Origin of the sequence: Pseudomonas sp. 2848 (assembly GCF_003253945.1) — a bacterium.
Lineage (GTDB): Bacteria > Pseudomonadota > Gammaproteobacteria > Pseudomonadales > Pseudomonadaceae > Aquipseudomonas.
Map to the genome: position 1 here is coordinate 689,371 of NZ_QKZD01000001.1, position 18,520 is coordinate 707,890.

At 64.1% G+C, this 18,520-nt stretch carries 15 protein-coding genes; 8 read left to right on the forward strand and 7 right to left on the reverse strand.

Translation table 11 applies throughout. The features are described from left to right. Positions 1 to 61: 61 nt before the first annotated feature. Both DFS21_RS03280 and DFS21_RS03285 read right to left on the reverse strand, forming a co-directional pair. Entirely contained in the window at positions 62 to 1,369 is a 1,308-nt protein-coding gene (locus DFS21_RS03280) for an FAD-binding oxidoreductase (protein WP_111531802.1), read from the reverse strand. Positions 1,370 to 1,395: 26 nt separating this feature from the next. Further along, positions 1,396 to 2,760, reverse strand: coding sequence for a glutamine synthetase family protein (locus DFS21_RS03285; protein WP_111531803.1), 1,365 nt, complete (start codon positions 2,758 to 2,760; stop codon positions 1,396 to 1,398). Between the two features lie 463 nt (positions 2,761 to 3,223). Between DFS21_RS03285 and DFS21_RS03290 the strand changes: the two genes are divergently transcribed. From DFS21_RS03290 to DFS21_RS03305, 4 genes are all read left to right on the forward strand, one after another. Further along, on the forward strand, positions 3,224 to 3,721 hold the full coding sequence (locus tag DFS21_RS03290) for a hypothetical protein (protein WP_110697985.1): 498 nt from the start codon (positions 3,224 to 3,226) through the stop codon (positions 3,719 to 3,721). Positions 3,722 to 3,734: 13 nt separating this feature from the next. Beyond that, a complete protein-coding gene (locus DFS21_RS03295) occupies positions 3,735 to 3,986 on the forward strand; it encodes a hypothetical protein (protein ID WP_111531804.1) in 252 nt (83 codons plus the stop codon). A gap of 104 nt (positions 3,987 to 4,090) precedes the next feature. Further along, positions 4,091 to 7,996: an ATP-dependent RNA helicase HrpA gene (hrpA, locus tag DFS21_RS03300; protein ID WP_111531805.1), complete on the forward strand. Its 3,906-nt coding sequence runs from the start codon at positions 4,091 to 4,093 to the stop codon at positions 7,994 to 7,996. 217 nt (positions 7,997 to 8,213) lie between these two features. Then, entirely contained in the window at positions 8,214 to 9,335 is a 1,122-nt protein-coding gene (locus DFS21_RS03305; protein ID WP_046856652.1) for a beta-ketoacyl-ACP synthase III, read from the forward strand. A gap of 100 nt (positions 9,336 to 9,435) precedes the next feature. Here the strand turns inward: DFS21_RS03305 and DFS21_RS03310 are convergent, their stop codons facing one another. Beyond that, positions 9,436 to 10,680 carry a putative porin gene (locus DFS21_RS03310; RefSeq protein WP_110697993.1) on the reverse strand — a complete coding sequence of 415 codons (1,245 nt, stop codon included), beginning with the start codon at positions 10,678 to 10,680 and terminating at the stop codon, positions 9,436 to 9,438. A gap of 239 nt (positions 10,681 to 10,919) precedes the next feature. Between DFS21_RS03310 and DFS21_RS03315 the strand changes: the two genes are divergently transcribed. Further along, the gene (locus DFS21_RS03315; protein ID WP_111531806.1) at positions 10,920 to 12,047 is read left to right on the forward strand and encodes a GNAT family N-acetyltransferase; all 1,128 of its coding nucleotides are present in this window, start codon (positions 10,920 to 10,922) and stop codon (positions 12,045 to 12,047) included. A 58-nt stretch (positions 12,048 to 12,105) separates the two neighbouring features. Here DFS21_RS03315 and DFS21_RS03320 read toward each other — a convergent pair whose 3' ends face one another. Genes DFS21_RS03320 through DFS21_RS03335 form a run of 4 tightly spaced genes read right to left on the reverse strand, consistent with a single transcriptional unit; the run spans position 12,106 to position 16,290 of the window. Beyond that, a complete protein-coding gene (locus DFS21_RS03320; RefSeq protein ID WP_111531807.1) occupies positions 12,106 to 13,938 on the reverse strand; it encodes an ABC transporter ATP-binding protein in 1,833 nt (610 codons plus the stop codon). A 51-nt stretch (positions 13,939 to 13,989) separates the two neighbouring features. Continuing rightward, positions 13,990 to 14,547: a peptidylprolyl isomerase gene (locus DFS21_RS03325; protein ID WP_110697999.1), complete on the reverse strand. Its 558-nt coding sequence runs from the start codon at positions 14,545 to 14,547 to the stop codon at positions 13,990 to 13,992. Further along, a complete protein-coding gene (locus DFS21_RS03330; protein WP_111531808.1) occupies positions 14,541 to 15,353 on the reverse strand; it encodes an alpha/beta fold hydrolase in 813 nt (270 codons plus the stop codon). The genes DFS21_RS03325 and DFS21_RS03330 overlap by 7 nt, the downstream gene beginning before the upstream one ends. A gap of 13 nt (positions 15,354 to 15,366) precedes the next feature. Further along, entirely contained in the window at positions 15,367 to 16,290 is a 924-nt protein-coding gene (locus DFS21_RS03335) for a LysR family transcriptional regulator (protein WP_028693074.1), read from the reverse strand. 50 nt (positions 16,291 to 16,340) lie between these two features. Between DFS21_RS03335 and DFS21_RS03340 the strand changes: the two genes are divergently transcribed. The 3 genes from DFS21_RS03340 to DFS21_RS03350 all read left to right on the forward strand — a co-directional run bounded on the left by DFS21_RS03340 (position 16,341) and on the right by DFS21_RS03350 (position 18,520). After that, entirely contained in the window at positions 16,341 to 16,655 is a 315-nt protein-coding gene (locus DFS21_RS03340; protein ID WP_110698003.1) for a 3-phosphoglycerate kinase, read from the forward strand. Between the two features lie 109 nt (positions 16,656 to 16,764). Beyond that, positions 16,765 to 17,364, forward strand: a complete 600-nt coding sequence (locus DFS21_RS03345) for an FMN-dependent NADH-azoreductase (RefSeq protein WP_110698005.1) — start codon at positions 16,765 to 16,767, stop codon at positions 17,362 to 17,364. 283 nt (positions 17,365 to 17,647) lie between these two features. After that, complete coding sequence (locus tag DFS21_RS03350) at positions 17,648 to 18,520, forward strand: carboxylate/amino acid/amine transporter (protein ID WP_102684417.1); 873 nt, start codon at positions 17,648 to 17,650, stop codon at positions 18,518 to 18,520.

The window sequence follows — 18,520 nt, forward strand, 5'->3', positions numbered from 1 at the left end:
CTGCTCTGGGATTGAAGCGTGGGAGCGGGGCAAGCCCGCTCCCACGTTGGCGATATGAAATTCAGCGCAACTTTTCTAGCATCTGGTAGTACCACATCCCCGCCGCCAGCAGCGGATTCCCCAGCAAGTCTCCCATCGGCACCTTGATGTGCTTGCACGCCGCAAAGGTATCGAAATTCCCCAGCGTCCCCGTCAGTGCCTCGGCCATGATCTCGCCCATGATGTGGCTGGTAGCGATGCCGTGCCCGGAGTACCCCTGGCAGTACCAGACGTTGTCCGACAGCTTGCCCAGCTGCGGGATGCGGTTGACCACGATGCCCATCGCGCAGCTCCATTGGAAATCGATCGGCACGCCCTTGAGCGCCGGGAAGGTACGCTCGATGCACGGACGCAGTTCGCCTTCGATATCTCGTGAGTCGCGCCCGGAGTAGTTGGCGCCGCCGCCGAACAGCAGGCGTTTGTCGGCGGTCAGGCGGTAGTAGTCGAGAACGAAGCGGCAGTCGTACACCGCCAGGTCCTGCGGGTTGATCTGGTCGGCCAGGTCGCCCAGTGGCGCGGTGGTGACGATGCCGCCCATGGCCGGGAAGATCTTGCCCTTGAGCTGGCGCTTTTCCAGCTTGTGGTAGACGTCGCCGGCCAGCATCACCTGGCGTGCCTCGATCCGTCCCTGGGCCGTGACCACGGCCGGACGAGGGCCGTGGATGATCTCCAGCACTTCGGAATTCTCGAACACCAGCGCGCCGAGGCCATGGGCGGCGCGGGCCTCGCCCAGGCACAGGTTGAGCGGATGCAGGTGCAGGTTGCGGCGGTTCTTCAAGGCGCCAAGGTACAGCGGGCTCTGCAGGTGCTGTTGCATGGCGTCGCGATCGAGCAGTTGCACCAGGTCGCCCATGCCACGGCGCTGGGCTTCGGCCTCGAAGGCGCGCAGTTCGGTCATGTGCGACGGTTTCATCGCCGCGTGCAGGTGGCCGTGCTTGAGGTCGCACTGGATGCCGTAGCGTTCGACGCGCTGTTCGATGATCTGGTGGCCGCGCCAGCGCAGGTGCCAGATGAAGTCGTCCACCTCGACGCCCAGACGGTCGCGCATCTGCGTGCGCATGGCCTCGTCGCCCGACAGGCTGCCGGTGACCTGGCCACCGTTGCGCCCGCTGGCGCCCCAGCCGATGCGGTTGGTCTCGACGATGGCTACCTTCAGGCCACGTTCGGCCAGTTCCACCGCAGTGGCCACGCCGGTGAAGCCGCCGCCGATGATCGCCACGTCCACCTGCACCGTGCCCCTGAGCGTGGGGTATTCGGTCGCGTCATTGAGGGTGGTGCTGTAGTAGGACGGCGCGCGCTGGGCCGGCCCGTTGTTCAGTGCTGCGTTCATGGGTGTTCCTTGTTGTAGTTCGTCTGTCAGGCCTGATGCAGGTACCAGCGCCAGTCCTGCTCGCCGACTTCGGCCATGAACTGGCGGTACTCGGCGCGCTTGACCTTCAGGTACACGCCGAGGAAGGCCTCGCCCAGCGCCTCCCTGGCCCAGGCCGACTGCTCCAGGGCTTCCAGGGCAGTCAGCCAGTCGGTGGGGAGGTACTCGCTGGCCTGGGCATAGCCGTTGCCTTCGACTGGCGCGCCGGGATCGAGTTGTTCGCGGATGCCCTGGTGCGTGGCAGCAAGTATCGCGGCGGCGGCCAGGTAGGGGTTGGCGTCGGCGCCGCAGATGCGGTGCTCCACATGCCGGCTGTTGGCCGGGCCGCCGGGCACGCGCAGGCTGACGGTGCGGTTGTCCACGCCCCAGGTCGGCGCCAGCGGGGCATAGCTGTTGGCCTGGAAGCGGCGGAACGAGTTGGCGTTGGGGCAGAACAACAGCAGCGACTCACGCAGGTGGCGCAGCATGCCGGCCACCGCCTGGCGCAACAGTGGGGTGCCGGCCTTGTCTTCGCTGGCGAACAGGTTGTTGCCTGCGGTGTCCGCCAGGCTCAGGTGCATGTGCATGCCGGTACCGGCCAGTTGCGCGAACGGCTTGGCCATGAAGCAGGCCTGCATGCCATGGGCATTGGCAATGCCCTTGACCAGGCGCTTGTAGCGCACGGCCTGGTCCATGGCCTGGAGCGCATCGCCGTGCTCCAGGGTAATTTCCACCTGCCCCGGGGCGTACTCGGAGATCGCCGTGCGCACAGGGATGTCCTGAGCCTTGCAAGCAGCATACAGATCGGCAAGGAACGGTTCGATCTGCTCCAGCTCGCGCAAGCCATAGACCTGGGTACCGCGCGGGCGGCCGCCGTCGCTGTCCAGCGCCGGCTGTGGCCGGCCCTGGCTATCGCGCTGCTGGTCGAGCAGGTAGAACTCCAGCTCGCAAGCCATCACCGGGTGGAAGCCATCGGCCTTGAGGGCATCGATCACCCGCAGCAGCACATGGCGCGGATCGGCGACGCTGGCCGGCAGGCCTTCGCTGGGGTGCATGCTGACCTGCACGGCGGCGGTCGGCACCCGGCGCCAGGGCAGGCGCACCAGGCTGCCATCCAGCGGGTAGGCGCGGCAGTCGATGTCGCCGACGTCCCAGACCAGACCGGAGTCTTCCACATCATCGCCGTTGAGGGTCAGGCCGAGGATGGTGCTGGGCAGCGGGCGGCCGCTGTCGAACACGGCCAGCAGTTCCTCGCGGTGCAGCAGCTTGCCGCGGGGTACGCCGTTGGCGTCGAGGATGAACAGTTCGATCAGGTCGATATCGGGGTTGTCGGCCAGGAAACGCCTGGCTTGCTCTGCGGGGGCAAAGTGCATGGTGGATTCGCTCTGGGGCACGCAGGACCGCCGCGCAGGCGAGCGGTCAGGCTGAGTCAATCGGCCAGAGGATGGCCGGGTCGGGTCAGGAGTGCGTGAGCGAAGTGTCCGGTGGGCGCGCGTGACGACAATGCCATAGCGCCCAGAACGCCAGGATGATATGGACCAACGGATTTTCACCGGCACGGGCACGGGCCTTCGGCAATGAAGGGTGGGGCAGCGAGCGGGTGATCATCGAGTCGGGAAGCATCCTTGGATACTCACATGGCCTTTAAGGTTGATTAAAGCAGTGAATGGCGACGTTCATTCCGGTGGGGGCTAAACATTGGCAAGGTTTGCCCACCGCTTCGCAGGAGCTTAGGAAGCTTCCCTCAGCTTTGTCGGACCCAGGCTAATTTGCAGGGCCAGGGCCAGAGGTGAAAGTCGCTAAGTTCTGCAGGATAGGCAAGCGACAGGGACAGCCATGCAAGCACAAAGGACTTATCAGGTAGTTGCACATCACGCGATCGTCTTCGATGTCAGCGAGTTCATCATCCAGCCAGGGGAGTGTTGCCAGATCCGGCAGACGGGGCTGCCATTCGTGCATGCCGGGCACTATAAGGTCGTTGAAAAGATGGTGGAGCTTTATGACCGCATGCTGGCGGGGGAACGGCCTTGCCATATGACGGTTGCGGTATCGCGGCCTATCTCACGACAGCAAGGGGACACTCTCAATCAGCAACGGCAGAGAGTCTCGACTGTAGTCAGCTCGGTTGCAGGTAAAGCAGGCGCAAGCGTAGCAGGCCCGCTGGCGGGTACGCCCGTGGGCGCGATCACAGGAGGGGCGGTCTCCGTTATTGTCGGCTGGACAATGCTTCGCGCAATACCAACTTTTCACGTGGGCGATGTTCTGGTGTCGCTGTCAGCCAAAGTTCACGGCGGCATAGGTCCTCAGACTTCCAGCCTGATGTTCATCATTTGATTGAAGGGCAGCCATGACTGAGATCTTTCTTCTTACCCTTTATGGGCTGGTCGCCGGCCTATTGCTTGACTGGGCATGTCGCTCACCAACGCTCAGATGCTGCGTCTGCGTGGCGTTGATGGCAACTGGCATAACGGCGTGCACACAACTTGGCGAGCGTGAATTCTTGCGACTGGATGGGATGTACTGGTGGATTCTTTGTGATGCAGTTGCAACGCTGCTGCTTTTCAAGCGCTCCCGCTATTTCGAGCGTGATCGCGACTGAACGGCGGGCACAGGCAGCATCGATTTCGCAAATCTGCGACAATCGCGCCTCTTACGCCTGCCGATCATGAAAAAGCAGCACTCGCCTGCATCATTAAAAGTCCCATGACAGACCACGCCATCGACCAACTGCTGAAGAACCTCGACCACGCCATGATCGCCGACCGCCATCGGTTGCGCCGGCAATTGCACGAGCTGCGCAAGCGCCCCGACGAGGGCAAGCTCGCGCAGTGGGTGGAAAAGGTCCAGGCCTCCTGCGCCCAGGTCACCGCGCGCCAGCAGAGCGTGCCGAGCATTCGCTACGACGACAACCTGCCCATCGCCGCCAAGCGCGACGAGATCAAGAAGGCCCTGGCCGAGCACCAGGTGTTGGTCATCGCCGGCGAGACAGGTTCGGGCAAGACCACCCAGTTGCCGAAGATCTGCCTGGAGTTGGGCCGTGGCAGCCACGGCCTGATCGCCCACACCCAGCCTCGGCGAATTGCCGCGCGCAGCGTGGCGGCGCGGGTCGCCGAGGAGCTGGGCACGCCGTTGGGGGCGCTGGTGGGCTACCAGGTGCGCTTCGAGGACCAGAGCGATTCGAACACCCTGGTCAAGCTGATGACCGACGGTATCCTGCTGGCGGAGACCCAGCACGACCGCTTCCTCGAACGCTACGACACGATCATCGTCGACGAGGCTCACGAGCGCAGCCTGAACATCGATTTCCTGCTCGGCTACCTCAAGACCTTGCTGCACCGCCGCCCTGACCTGAAGCTGATCATCACCTCGGCGACTATCGACCTGGAGCGCTTCTCCAAGCACTTCGACGGCGCGCCGATCATCGAGGTGTCCGGCCGTACCTACCCTGTAGAAACCTGGTACCGCCCGCTGACCAGCGAACAGGATGAGGAGGGCAACCAGGTCGAGGAAGACCTGTCGGTCGACCAGGCGATCCTTGCCAGCCTCGACGAGATCGCCCAGTACGAGCGCAGCCAGGGCAAGGGCCCGGGCGACGTGCTGGTGTTCCTGCCCGGCGAGCGCGAGATCCGCGACGCCGCCGAGATCCTGCGCAAGGCGCAGTTGCGCCACACCGAGATTTTGCCGCTGTATGCGCGGCTGTCGCCGGCCGAGCAGCAGCGTATCTTCCAGTCCCACAGCGGCCGGCGCGTGGTGCTGGCGACCAACGTCGCCGAAACCTCGCTGACCGTGCCGGGCATCCGCTACGTGATAGACAGCGGCACCGCGCGCATCAGCCGCTACAGCTACCGCGCAAAGGTCCAGCGCCTGCCCATTGAGGCAGTGTCCCAGGCCAGCGCCAACCAGCGTAAAGGCCGTTGCGGCCGGGTCGAGCCGGGCATCTGCATCCGCTTGTACAGCGAGGACGACTTCAACGGCCGGCCGGCGTTCACCGATCCGGAGATCCTGCGCACCAACCTGGCGGCGGTGATCCTGCAGATGCTGCACCTGCGCCTCGGCGCCATCGACGCCTTCCCGTTCATCGAGCCGCCGGATGGCAAGGCCATCAGTGACGGCTTCAACCTGTTGCAGGAGCTGTCGGCGGTCAATCGCGAGAACCAGCTGACGCCGCTGGGCCGCCAGCTGGCGCGTCTGCCGATCGATCCACGGTTGGGCCGCATGCTGCTCGAAGGCGCCCGTCAGGGCAGCCTGCAGGAAGTGCTGATCGTCGCCAGCGCATTGTCGGTGCAGGACCCTCGCGAACGCCCACCGGAGCGTCAGCAGGCCGCCGACCAGGCCCACGCCCAGTGGAAGGATGTCGATTCCGACTTCGCCGCGCTGGTCAACCTGTGGCGCGGCTTCGAGGAACAGCGCCAGGCGCTGACCGCCAACCCGCTGCGCAACTGGTGCCGCAAGAACTTCCTCAACTACTTGCGCCTGCGCGAGTGGCGCGATGCCCACCGCCAGCTGGCGCTGATCTGTCGCGACCTGCAACTGACGATGAACAAGGACGCCTGCGACTACCAGCGCATGCACAAGGCGATTCTCAGCGGCCTGCTCAGCCAGATCGGCCAGAAGACCGAGGAGGGCGACTACCAGGGCGCACGCCAGCGGCGGTTCTGGATTCACCCGTCGTCGGGCATTGGCCGCAAGCGGCCGCAATGGGTGATGGCCGCCGAACTGGTGGAAACCACCAAGCTGTATGCGCGCATGGTGGCCAAGATCGAACCCGACTGGATCGAGCCGCTGGCCACCCACCTGATCAAGAAAAACCACTTCGAACCGCACTGGGAGAAGAAGCGCGGCCAGGTGGTGGCCTACGAGCAGATCACCTTGTACGGGTTGATCCTGGTCGGACGCCGCCCGGTGCATTTCGGTCCGATCGACCCCGTCACTTCCCGCGAGCTGTTCATCCGTGATGGCCTGGTCGGCGGTGAGATCCAGTCCCGGGCCAAGTGCCTGGCGGCCAACAAGCGCCTGCTGGAGCAGCTCGACGAGCTGGAGGCCAAGGCCCGCCGGCGCGACATTCTCGCTGACGAAGAAACGCTGTACGCCTTCTACGAAGCGCGCCTGCCCGCAGAGATCCACCAGACCGCGACCTTCGATGCCTGGTACCGGATGACCAGCCAGAAGGACGCCAACCTGCTGATCATGCGCGAGGAGGACGTACTGGCCCGCGAGGCCAGCGAGGTCACCGCAGCGCAGTACCCGGATCACTTGCAGGTGGGCGAACTGCGCCTGTCGCTGAGCTACCACTTCGAACCGAACCATCCACGTGACGGCGTGACCGTGCGGGTGCCGGCGCCGTTGCTGCCCAACCTGCCGGGCGAGCGCCTGGAATGGCTGGTGCCGGGCCTGCTCGAGGCCAAGTGCATCGCCCTGGTGCGCAACCTGCCCAAGGCCCTGCGCAAGAACTTCGTGCCGGTGCCGGACTTCGTCAAGGCCGCACTGTCGCGCATGGTCTTCGGCCAGGGCGCGTTGCCCCAGGCACTGGGCCATGAGCTGCTGCGCATGACCGGGGCGCGGGTGTCTGACGAGGCCTGGGCGGAAGCGACCGGGCTGGTCGAAGGCCATCTGCGCATGAACATCGAAGTGGTCGATGCCCAGGGCAAGTTCCTCGGCGAGGGCCGCGACCTGGCCGAACTGACTGCCCGTTTTGCCGCCGCCAGCCAGGCCGCCCTGGCCTTGCCGCGCAACGACAAAGCCGAACAGCCGGTACAGGCCAAGGTATTCGAGCAAGTGGCGCAGACCGCCCAGCAGAAGATCGCCGGGCTGTCGATGACCGTGTACCCGGCACTGGTGGAAGACAACGGCACGGTACGCGAGGGGCGGTTCTCGACCCAGGCCGAGGCCGAGTTCCAGCACCGACGTGCCCTGCAGCGCCTGTTGCTGCAACAGCTGGCCGAGCCGGCCAAGTTCCTGCGCGGCAAGCTGCCAGGGCTGACCGAATTGGGCCTGCTGTATCGCGAATTGGGCCGGGTCGAGGCACTGGTGGAGGATATCCTGTTGGCCAGTCTCGACAGTTGCGTGCTCGAAGGTGAAGACCCGCTGCCCCGTGATGGCGCGGCCCTGGCCTCGCTGGCCGAACGTAAGCGTGGCAATTGGAGCGAGCATGCCGAGCGCCTGGCGCGCCTGACCTTGGAGGTGCTCAAGCTGTGGCATGGCTTGCAGAAGCGCTTCAAGGGCAAGATCGACCTGAGCCAGGCGGTGGCGCTCAACGATATCAAGCAGCAACTGGCCAACCTGGTGTATCCGGGCTTCGTGCGCGAGACGCCGGGGGCCTGGTTCAAGGAATTGCCGCGGTATCTCAAGGCCGTGGAACTGCGCCTGGAGAAGCTGGGGTCGCAGGTACAGAAGGACCGGGTGTGGAGTGGCGAGCTGGCCAATTGCTGGGCGCAATACCAGGCCCGTGCCGACAAGCATGCCCAGGAAGGCAAGCGCGATGAGCAACTGACCTTGTACCGCTGGCTGCTGGAGGAGTACCGGGTGTCGTTGTTTGCCCAGCAATTGGGTACCAAGGTGCCGGTTTCCGACAAGCGACTGAGCAAGCAGTGGAGTCAGGTGGAAGCCTAACCGTTGCAACTTGTGGCAAACTTGGCGGAATTTGGGGCCGCTTTGCGGCCCATCGCTGGCAAGCCAGCTCCCACAGGGTACGCATTGAACTGAGGGAGCTGGCTTGCCAGTGATCGAGGGCCAAGCCCTCGTCTGTGAATTGGTACCAAGGTGCCATTATGTTGCCCTTTTCCCGGCCTGCGCCGCATGGCGATGGCCTTTGACCAGAGGAACGACCGTGCACAACGTCGTCATCAGCGGCACCGGCCTGTATACCCCGGCCCAGAGCATTTCCAACGAAGAACTGGTGGAGTCCTTCAACACCTGGGCACAGCGCTTCAACCGCGACAATGCCGCCGCCATCGAACGTGGCGAAGTCGAGGCGGCGCCGCTGTCCGATGCCGCTTTCATCGAAAAGGCCTCGGGCATCAAGAGCCGCTTCGTCATGGACAAGGCCGGCATCCTCGACCCGCAGCGCATGAAACCGCGCCTGCCTGAGCGTTCCAACGACGAACAGTCGATTCTCTGCGAAATGGGCGTTGCCGCTGCGCGTCAGGCGCTGGAACGTGCCGGGCGCACAGCCGCCGATGTCGACGGGGTGATTGTCGCCTGCTCCAACCTGCAGCGCCCGTACCCGGCCATCGCCATCGAAGTGCAGCAGGCGCTCGGTATCGAGGGCTTCGCCTTCGACATGAACGTCGCCTGCTCGTCGGCCACCTTCGGTATCCAGACGGCAGCCAACAGCGTGCAGTTGGGCCAGGCCCGCGCGGTGCTGGTGGTCAGCCCGGAAATCTGCACCGGTCACTTGAACTTCCGTGACCGCGACAGCCACTTCATTTTCGGTGACGCCGCCACCGCGGTACTGATCGAGCGTGCCGACCTGGCCACCTCCGCGCACCAGTTCGATATTGTCAGCACCAAGCTGTGGACCGCGTTTTCCAACAACATCCGCAACAACTTCGGCTTCCTCAACCGCGCCGCGGAAGAGGGTATCGGCTCGCGGGACAAGCTGTTCGTGCAGGAAGGCCGCAAGGTATTCAAGGAAGTCTGCCCGAAGGTCGCCGAACTGATCGGCCAGCACCTGGATGAAAACGGCCAGCAGCCGAGCGATGTCCAGCGTTTCTGGCTGCACCAGGCCAACCTGAGCATGAACCACCTGATCGTCAAGAAGCTGTTGGGCCGCGAAGTGGACGAGCAAGAGGCACCGGTGATTCTCGACCGTTATGCCAACACCAGCTCGGCAGGGTCGGTGATCGCCTTCCACCTCTACCAGGATGACCTGGCCAAGGGGTCGCTGGGGGTGCTGAGCTCGTTCGGCGCTGGTTATTCGATTGGCAGCGTGATCCTGCGCAAGCATTGATGCCTGCCCCGCTCCCACGTTCTTCGCAGGCAAAAAAAGCGGGAAATGCTGGATGGGGTCAGCATTTCCCGCTTCAGGGTGGAGTAAAGGAGCCTGTTGCTTAGAACTTCGCTTCCAGATCCACCTGCAGCGTATCTACGTCAGCATCGCTGTTCGGCAGGTTGGAGTAGTCGGTCTTGGCCATCAGGTAGGCCGCGCCCAGGGAGAAGTTCTTGTCGATCTCGTAGCCGACCTTGAACTTGTGGCCACGCGACCCGGTGAAGCCGTTGCCGAAGTCGGAGTCGGTGAAGGCGCTGACCACCGCGTTACGCTGCACGTCGCGGTAGTTGTAGTCCAGGCTCCAGGCGCCGACCTTGGTTTTCAGGCCGGCCAGCCAGGCCTTGTCCTTGCCGTCGGTACTTTCGGTGTTCTTGACGAACTGGCCATAGGCCGAGAGCGGGATGGCAAAGCCGGTGAAGTCCACCTGGCCGAAGCCTTCCACCAGGTTGAACTCGTTGGTGGTGTTACCCAGGGCACGCAGGACGGTCGACTCCTTGTCGTTGTCGTAGCCGTAGATGCTGCCGCCCACGGTGAACTTGAGGGTGTCGGCCGCGTTGAACTTGGCACCCAGCTGGCCGTGGTACAGCTGTGCGTCGTGCTTGAACTGCACGCCGTCGCCGTCGACGTTGTCCTTGAGGGTGTAGTGGCCGGCACTGCCGAACAGTTCGGTGGCGCCCAGGTTGGTCTTGTAAGTGACCGCCACGCCTTCGGGGTTGATGTCGCTGTCCCAGATGATGTCGCCCATGCTCACCCATGGCTGGGCCATCTTGCCGCCGATCAGGTGCAGGTTGGGGATGGCGGTCGGGTGCCAGTCGAGGTAGGCCAGGTCGACCCACAGCGATTTCTTCTCGAAGTAGTTGTCCAGGCTTTGGTTGGTCGAGCGGGCATCGGCGCTGCTGCCGGTGGCCACGCGCACGCCGGCGTCCACTTGCGGGTTGATCTCGCTGTAGAAGCCGACACGGGCGCGGACGCGCTCACGGTCCTGGTTGCCACTGCGCGAGATCGGGTTGTCGACGTTGACGTCTTCGTAACGCAGGCGCACATCACCCTTGATCTGGGTCTTGGCGGCCCACGCCACTTTCTGTTCGAACGAGCTCATGCGTTCGGACTGGGCTTTCTGGTCGGCCTTTTCCTTGGTTTCCTTTGCCAGGTCGCCCTGCAGTTCGTTGTACTGCGCCTGGTTGATCGAGCCATTGGCGCGGAGCATTTCGAGCAGCTTGGCGTCGACAGCAGCACTGGCCGGAGTACTCAGAGCCAGCATCATGCCGGTGAGGCTCACTCCGGTAAGTGTAGAAACAAGACGCATAAGGTTCTCCCTGTTGGAAAAAGTGGGGAGGCTCAAGCGCCCGCCCCCAAGTTGGCATGTCTTCGGAAAGGGCCTGACTAGACAGGTTCTGGGGTTCCGGAAAACAGGCGCAAGTATTGCGGGGGCGAATGACAGAATAATGTCTAAACAGTGGCACTGTTGTTAAGTAAAGCGGCCGTCATTTGAGTGTCACGGTCGACTTGGCAATACTGGCACTCTCTTTTCAGCGAGTCGGAAACGTGATCAGCCTCCACAGCCTTGCCCACCTGCGCGACCTGCCGGCGACCACCTGGGACGCGCTGGCGCCCGACGGCCAGCCGTTCCTGCGCCATGCCTTCCTCACGGCCATGGAGGACAGTGGCAGCGTGGTGCCTGACACTGGCTGGGCCGCCGAACACCTGGTGCTGGAGCGCGACGGTGAGGTCCGGGCGCTGCTGCCGGCGTACCGCAAGTGGCATTCGTTCGGCGAGTACGTGTTCGACCATGGCTGGGCCGATGCCTGCGAGCGCGCAGGTATCGCCTACTACCCCAAGCTGCTGGGTGCAGTGCCGTTCAGTCCGGTAAGCGGCCCACGCCTTTTGGCCGCCGACCCGAGTGATGGCCTGTTGCTGTTGCAGGCCATCCCCGAGTACCTGGGCAAGGGCGGGCTGTCGGGCGCGCATATCAACTTCACCGATACTGCGTTGGATGAGGCGCTCACCGGTCTACCAGGCTGGATGGAACGCCTGGGTTGCCAGTTCCATTGGCGCAATCGGGGTTATCGGGACTTCCAGGACTTTCTCGACACCCTCAGCTCACGCAAGCGCAAGCAGATGCGCAAGGAGCGTGAACAGGTGGCGGGGCAGGGGATCGACTTCGCCTGGTACCGGGGCGACGAGCTGAGCGAGGCGCAGTGGGATTTTGTCTACCTGTGTTACGCCAACACCTACGCCGTGCGCCGGCGCGCGCCCTACCTTACCCGTGAATTCTTCAGCCTGATCGCCGAGCGCATGCCCGAGGCCATCCGGGTGGTCATTGCCCGCCAGCAGGGGCGCGAGGTGGCCATGGCGCTCAGCCTGATCGGGGGTGACAGCCTGTATGGACGGTATTGGGGGTGCCTGGATGAATTCGACCGGCTGCATTTCGAGACCTGTTTCTACCAGGGCATGGATTTCGCCATTGGCGAAGGGCTGCAGCGTTTCGATGCCGGGGCCCAGGGTGAGCACAAGTTGACTCGCGGCTTCGAGCCGGTGATCACGCGGTCGTGGCATTACCTGCTGCATCCAGGATTGCGCCGGGCGGTAGAGGATTTTCTGCTGCAGGAGCGGGCGGGGGTGAGGGCGTATGCCGAAGAGGCGCGCGGGATGCTGCCGTATCGCCAGGCATGAAGATCAAGGGGCACGCGGGGCAAGCCCGCACGCCGATTTTCCCATGCCGTTTTCTGTATCAGTCCACCCCGACGAACCCACCTGTCTGGTGATGCCACAATCGCGCATACAGTCCACGCTGCGCCAATAGCTCGGTGTGGCTGCCACTCTCGACGATATGCCCCTTGTCCAGCACGATCAGCCGGTCCATGCGGGCGATGGTCGACAGGCGGTGGGCGATGGCGATCACCGTCTTGCCCTGCATCAGCGTCTCCAGGCTCTCCTGGATCGCCGCTTCGACCTCCGAGTCCAGCGCTGAGGTGGCCTCGTCCATGATCAGGATCGGCGCGTTCTTCAGCAGCACCCGGGCGATGGCGATGCGCTGGCGCTGGCCGCCGGAGAGCTTCACGCCGCGCTCGCCGACATGGGCGTCGAAGCCTGTACGGCCCTGGGCATCGGTCAACTGCGGGATGAACTCGTCGGCCCGTGCCCGGCGGACAGCCTCCCAGACTTCCTCGTCACTGGCATCCGGCCGGCCGTACAGCAGGTTGTCGCGGATCGAGCGGTGCAGCAGCGAGGTGTCCTGGGTGATCATGCCGATCTGCGCGCGCAGGCTGGCCTGGTTGACCTCGGCGATATCCTGGCCATCGATGAGGATGCGCCCGCTGTCGATGTCGTACAGGCGCAGCAGCAGGTTGACCAGGGTCGACTTGCCGGCGCCGGACGGGCCGATCAGGCCGATCTTCTCGCCGGGGCGGATATCCAGGTTCAAGGCATCGATCACCTTGCCGCCCTTGCCGTAGTGGAAGTCGACATGGTCGAAGCGCACCGCGCCGCGGCTGACCTTGAGTGTCGGCGCGTGGGGCCTGTCGCTGACGGTGACCGGCTGGGCGATGGTCTGCAGGCCGTCCTGGACCATGCCGATGTTCTCGAAGATGCCGTTGACCACCCACATGATCCAGCCGGACATGTTGACGATGCGGATCACCAGGCCGGTGGCCAGGGCGATGGCGCCGACGCTGATCAGCGACTGGCTCCACAGCCACAGGGCAAGGCCCGTGGTTGCGACCACCAGCAGGCCGTTCAGCGAGGTGATGACCACGTCCATGCTGGTGATCACCCGCGAGGCCAGCTGGGTCTTCTCGGTCTGCTCGCTGATCGCCTCGCGGGCGTACTGCTGCTCGTAGTCGGTGTGGGCGAACAGCTTGAGGGTGGCGATGTTGGTGTAGCCGTCGACGATGCGCCCCATCAGTTTGGAGCGTGCGTCGGAGGAGATCACCGAGCGTTCCTTGACCCTTGGCACGAAGTAGTACAGCGCGCCGATATAGCAGGCGATCCACACCAGCAACGGCAGCATCAGCCGCCAGTCGGCCTCGGCGAACAGCACCAGTGCGCTGATGGCGTAGATCAGCACGTGCCACAGCGCGTCCACCGCCTGCACCGCCGAATCACGCAGGGAGTTGCCGGTCTGCATGATGCGCTGGGCGATGCGCCCGGCGAAGTCGCTCTGGAAGAAGTTCAGGCTCTGCTTGAGCACGTAGGTGTGGTTTTGCCAGCGGATCAGGCTGGTCATGCCCGGGCTGATGGTCTGGTGCACCAGCAGGTCGTGCAGGCCAAAGAACACCGGCCGCAGCACCAGCACCACCACCAGCATCCAGATCAGCTCGCCACTGTGCTCGCTGAAGAAGTTGGCGTTGGGTGTGCCTTGGGCCAGGTCGATGATCCGGCTCAGGTAGCTGAACAGCGCCACCTCGATCAATGAGGCGATCAGCCCGACGATCAGCAGGGCGAGGAAGCTCGGCCAGACCTGGCGCAGGTAATAGAGATAGAAGGGCCAGACCTTGCCGGGAGGCGCCTCGCTCGGCGCCTCGCGGAAGATGTCGATCAACTGCTCGAAACGACGGTACAGCATGGGTGACGACACTCCTGTTCGACCCGACTCACGTCCCTGTGTGGTGCGGGATCAGTCGATGCGTTTGGCCGACTTGATGTACACCGGGTCGGCCGGCACATCACGCATGCCTTTCTTGACGGTGGTCGGCGAGTTGACGATCTGGTCGACCACCTCCATGCCCTTGGTGACCTTGCCGAACACGGCGTAGCCACGGTCGCGGCCCGGGTTGAGGAAGTCGTTGTCGGCGACGTTGATGAAGAACTGGCTGGTGGCCGAGTTCGGGTCGGAGGTACGAGCCATGGACAGGGTGCCACGGGTGTTCTGCAGGCCGTTGCTGGCCTCGTTGCGGATCGGATCCTTGGTCGGCTTCTGCACCATCTGCTCGGTGAAGCCACCGCCCTGGACCATGAAGCCAGGGATCACACGGTGGAAGATGGTGTTGTTGTAGAAGCCGCTGTCCACGTACTGGAGGAAGTTCTTGGTACTGATCGGCGCTTTTTCTGCGTTCAGCTCGATTTCGACCTGGCCGAAGCTGGTGTCCAGCAGCACGTGCGGGGTCTTGTCGGAGGCCATGACGCTGGTGGCGAAGGCGACCGAGCAGGCGGTGAGCAGAAGTTTTTTCAGCATGGGCTCAATGATCCTTGAGAGGTGGAAGCGGCTGCGAGGAACTGCAGCAGGGTCTGGTTGAAGACCTCAGGTTGGTCCAGGGGCGTAGCGTGCCGCGAATCGTCGATGACCGCCAGTCTGGCGTTGGGCATCAGGGCGACGTAACGTTCTTTCAGTTGTATCGGTGTGTAATCGTTGTCGGCGGCGATCACCAGGGTGGGACAGCGGATCTGGCCGATGCGTTCCTGTACGCCCCAGTCGACGATGGCGTCGAAGCTTTTCAGGTACGCACGCTTGTCGTTGCGCGCCCAGCGCTCGGCCATCTTGCGCCGCAGTTCGGCCTGCTCCGGCTTGGGAAACAGCCGTGCGGCCAGACCCTTGCCGACGGTCTCGACGCTGAGCAGGTGCGCCAGGCCCCAGCGCTTGAGCCACCAGATCCAGTCGCTGCGGGTGCGGCGCTTGACCTCCGGGGCGCTGTTGACGATGCACAGGCTGCGCAGCCACTCGGGGTGGTCGACGGCGAACTGGAAGCCGACCATGCCGCCCATGGACAGGCCGACGAAGTGCACCGGGCCGGTGTCCAGGTGACGGAGCAGGGCCAGGAGATCCTCGCTGAAGGTCTTTATCTGGTAGCCCGAGCGAGGCTTGGACGATTGCCCGTGGCCGCGGATGTCCATGAGGATCACCCGGTACTGGCGGGCGAGCTCGGGCACCTGCAGTTCCCAGTCCTGGCTGCTCGAACCCAGCCCGTGCAGCAGCACCAGGGGCTCGCCCTGACCGTGTTCCTCGTAATGCAACTGGCATCCTTGCTGTTCGAAAACGGCCATGGGCGCGGTCCTCTCAGGCTTGCGGGGGGGCTGCGAAGGGCACGTCCAGCGGCGCGGTGTCGAAATTGCGCAGCAGTTCGATAAGGATCTGCGTGGCCGGGCCCAAGGTCTTTTCCTTGCTGGAGTAAAGGTAGAACAGTGGATGGCGGCTGCCACCCTGATCCAGCGGCAGGGGCTTGAGCACGCCTTCGCGCAGCTCGCGCTCGATCATGTGCCGGGGCAGCCAGGCAAAGCCCAGGCCGCTGCCGACGAAGGTGGCTGCGGTACCCAGGCTGCCCACCGTCCAGCGCTGCTCGGCGCCGAGCCAGCCGACATCACGCGGCTGGGCCCGACCGGAGTCGCGGATCACCACCTGCAGCTGGCTTTCCAGGTCCTGGAAGGTGATTTCGCGGCCCATGCGGTGCAGGGCATGCTCGGGATGGGCGACGGCGATGAACTCCACCGGACTCAGTTCGGTGCCCAGGTAACCGCCGATGTTGAAGCTGCTGATGGCAAGGTCGGCGATGCCTTCGTGCAGCACTTCCTCGACCCCGGACAGCACCTCTTCGCGCAGGCGCACCCGGCAGCCGCGGCTCTGCGGCATGAACGCTGCCAGGGCGCGCACCAGGCGGGCGCTGGGGTAGGCGGCGTCGACCACCAGGCGCACCTCGGCTTCCCAACCCTGCTCCATGTGATGGGCCAGGTCTTCCAACTGGCTGGCCTGCTTGACCAGTTGCCGCGAACGGCGCAGCAGCACGCTGCCGGCCTCGGTCAGCACCGCCTTGCGCCCATCGATACGCAGCAACGGCACGCCCAGTTGTTCCTGCATGCGCGCCACGGTGTAGCTCACCGACGATTGCGAGCGGTGCAGGGCCTCGGCGGCCTGAGCGAACCCGCCGTGGTCGACCACCGCCTGCAGGGTCCGCCACTGATCCAGGGTAACGCGCGGTGCTTTCATCCAGGGCTCCTGTTGTCCTAAGCTGCGCTCTTCCCAAGGAGAGCGCCCGTATGAAGAAATGTTGTGCGGCTTTGCTGTTGTGCCTGCCCCTCGGGGCCATGGCTTACCCAATCGACGTGGAGAAGGACCTGACCGGGGTCAAGGTCGACTACACCGCCTACGACACGGCCTACGACATCGGCTCGATCAGCCTCAACAACTATGGGCAGGTGCCGGCGGCGTGCAAGGTCATTTTCCGCAACGGCCCCGAGGCGCCACGGGTGCGCCGGGTCAACGTGCCCGCCGGCAGGAGCGTGGATGTCACCGCCAAGTTCAACCGGCAGATCATCAGGCTGCGCATCGTGCTTGACTGCAAAGCGCAATAAACAGATTAATCGATAGGTTGATCCCACTTTTTACGCTTTTTTATCGATAGGTCAACCTCTAATCTCACCTCCATCGAATCGCCACCCCTTACCGCCGATGGAGGCACCCATGTCCCGCGTACTGATCATCGAAAGCAGCGCCCGCCAGCAGGATTCCGTTTCTCGTCAACTGACCCAGGACTTCATCCAGCAATGGCAAGCAGCGCATCCGGCCGACGAGATCAAGGTGCGCGACCTGGCCGTGAACCCCGTGCCGCATCTGGACGCCAACTTGCTCGGCGGCTGGATGAAGCCCGAGGAACAGCGCAGCACCACCGAGCGTGAGGCACTTGAGCGCTCCAACGCGCTGACCGACGAATTGCTGGCCGCCGACGTACTGGTGATGGCTGCGCCGATGTACAACTTCACCATCCCCAGCACCCTGAAAGCCTGGCTTGACCACGTGCTGCGCGCCGGCATCACCTTCAAGTACACCCCGACCGGCCCCCAGGGACTGCTCAACGGCAAGCGCGCCATCGTGCTGACCGCCCGCGGCGGTATCCATGCCGGTGCCAGCAGCGATCACCAGGAACCTTACTTGCGCCAGGTGATGGCCTTCATCGGTATCCATGATGTGGACTTCATCCATGCCGAAGGCCTGAACATGAGCGGCGAGTTCCACGAGAGGGGCCTGAACCAGGCCAAGGCCAGACTGGCCGCGGTGGCCTGAGCCGCGACGAATTCCCAACCCTGACACCTTGTTGCTCCTTTGGGTGTGCCTGCCCGGCCATAGAGATGGCCGGGCTTTTTTTGCTCGCAGACAGTGCGCATCCTGTGCCGGCCTGATCGCCGACAAGCCAGCTCATGGATACAGCGCAGTCCTTGAGAATTGTGCGGTCGGTGTGGGAGCCGGCTTGCCGGCGATGGGCTGCGCAGCAGCCCCACAATCCCCATGGTTGAACTGCCCAGGCCCAACCCGCTAAGGTCCCCGCCTTGATCCACGAGGGCCAACCATGGGCTACCTGATAATCGTCGCGCTGATCCAGGCGTACTCCTTCAACCTGATCGGCGAATACCTGGCCGGCCATGTCGACAGCTATTTCGCCGTGCTGGCCCGCGTTGTCCTGGCCGGCCTGGTGTTCCTGCCATTGACCCGCTGGCGCCAGGTCGAACCACGCTTCATGCGCTCGATGCTGCTGATCGGCGCGCTGCAGTACGGTATCACCTATGTCTGCCTGTACCTCAGCTTCCGCGTGCTGACGGTGCCGGAGGTACTGCTGTTCACCATTCTCACCCCGCTGCATGTGACCTTGATCGAGGATGCCCTGAACCGGCGCTTCAACCCCTGGGCGCTGCTCGCCGCCCTGGTGGCGGTGGCCGGCGCGGCGGTGATCCGCTTCGACACGGTCACCGGCGAGTTCTTCATCGGCTTCCTGCTGCTGCAACTGGCCAACTTCACCTACGCCGCCGGCCAGGTGCTGTACCGCCACCTCGTCGCCCGCCACCCCAGTGACCTGCCGCACTACCGCCGGTTCGGCTATTTCTACCTGGGCGCGTTGCTGGTGGTGTTGCCGGCCTTCCTGCTGTTCGGCAATACCCAGCACCTGCCGAGCACCGACACCCAGTGGCTGGTGCTGTTGTTCCTCGGCCTGTGCCCGACGGCGCTGGGGTTGTACTGGTGGAACAAGGGCGCCTGCCTGGTCTCCGGCGCCACCCTGGCGGTGATGAACAACCTGCATGTGCCGGTGGGCTTGCTGCTCAACCTGCTGATCTGGAACCAGGACGAACCGCTCGGGCGCCTGGCCATTGGCGGTACGGTGATCCTGGCGTCGGTCTGGTTGAGCCGCTTGGGCGGCCAGCGCGCGAGGCTGCCGGGAGCGGCCTGA

What these genes read in the sequence shown, in the direction of transcription:
- DFS21_RS03345 (WP_110698005.1), top strand. Translation starts at nt 16,765, where the DNA reads ATGTCCCGCGTACTGATCATCGAAAGCAGCGCCCGCCAGCAGGATTCC.
- hrpA (WP_111531805.1), top strand. Translation starts at nt 4,091, where the DNA reads ATGACAGACCACGCCATCGACCAACTGCTGAAGAACCTCGACCACGCC.
- DFS21_RS03340 (WP_110698003.1), top strand. Translation starts at nt 16,341, where the DNA reads ATGAAGAAATGTTGTGCGGCTTTGCTGTTGTGCCTGCCCCTCGGGGCC.
- DFS21_RS03320 (WP_111531807.1), bottom strand. Translation starts at nt 13,938, where the DNA reads ATGCTGTACCGTCGTTTCGAGCAGTTGATCGACATCTTCCGCGAGGCG.
- DFS21_RS03310 (WP_110697993.1), bottom strand. Translation starts at nt 10,680, where the DNA reads ATGCGTCTTGTTTCTACACTTACCGGAGTGAGCCTCACCGGCATGATG.
- DFS21_RS03285 (WP_111531803.1), bottom strand. Translation starts at nt 2,760, where the DNA reads ATGCACTTTGCCCCCGCAGAGCAAGCCAGGCGTTTCCTGGCCGACAAC.
- DFS21_RS03350 (WP_102684417.1), top strand. Translation starts at nt 17,648, where the DNA reads ATGGGCTACCTGATAATCGTCGCGCTGATCCAGGCGTACTCCTTCAAC.
- DFS21_RS03280 (WP_111531802.1), bottom strand. Translation starts at nt 1,369, where the DNA reads ATGAACGCAGCACTGAACAACGGGCCGGCCCAGCGCGCGCCGTCCTAC.
- DFS21_RS03330 (WP_111531808.1), bottom strand. Translation starts at nt 15,353, where the DNA reads ATGGCCGTTTTCGAACAGCAAGGATGCCAGTTGCATTACGAGGAACAC.
- DFS21_RS03325 (WP_110697999.1), bottom strand. Translation starts at nt 14,547, where the DNA reads ATGCTGAAAAAACTTCTGCTCACCGCCTGCTCGGTCGCCTTCGCCACC.
- DFS21_RS03335 (WP_028693074.1), bottom strand. Translation starts at nt 16,290, where the DNA reads ATGAAAGCACCGCGCGTTACCCTGGATCAGTGGCGGACCCTGCAGGCG.
- DFS21_RS03290 (WP_110697985.1), top strand. Translation starts at nt 3,224, where the DNA reads ATGCAAGCACAAAGGACTTATCAGGTAGTTGCACATCACGCGATCGTC.
- DFS21_RS03295 (WP_111531804.1), top strand. Translation starts at nt 3,735, where the DNA reads ATGACTGAGATCTTTCTTCTTACCCTTTATGGGCTGGTCGCCGGCCTA.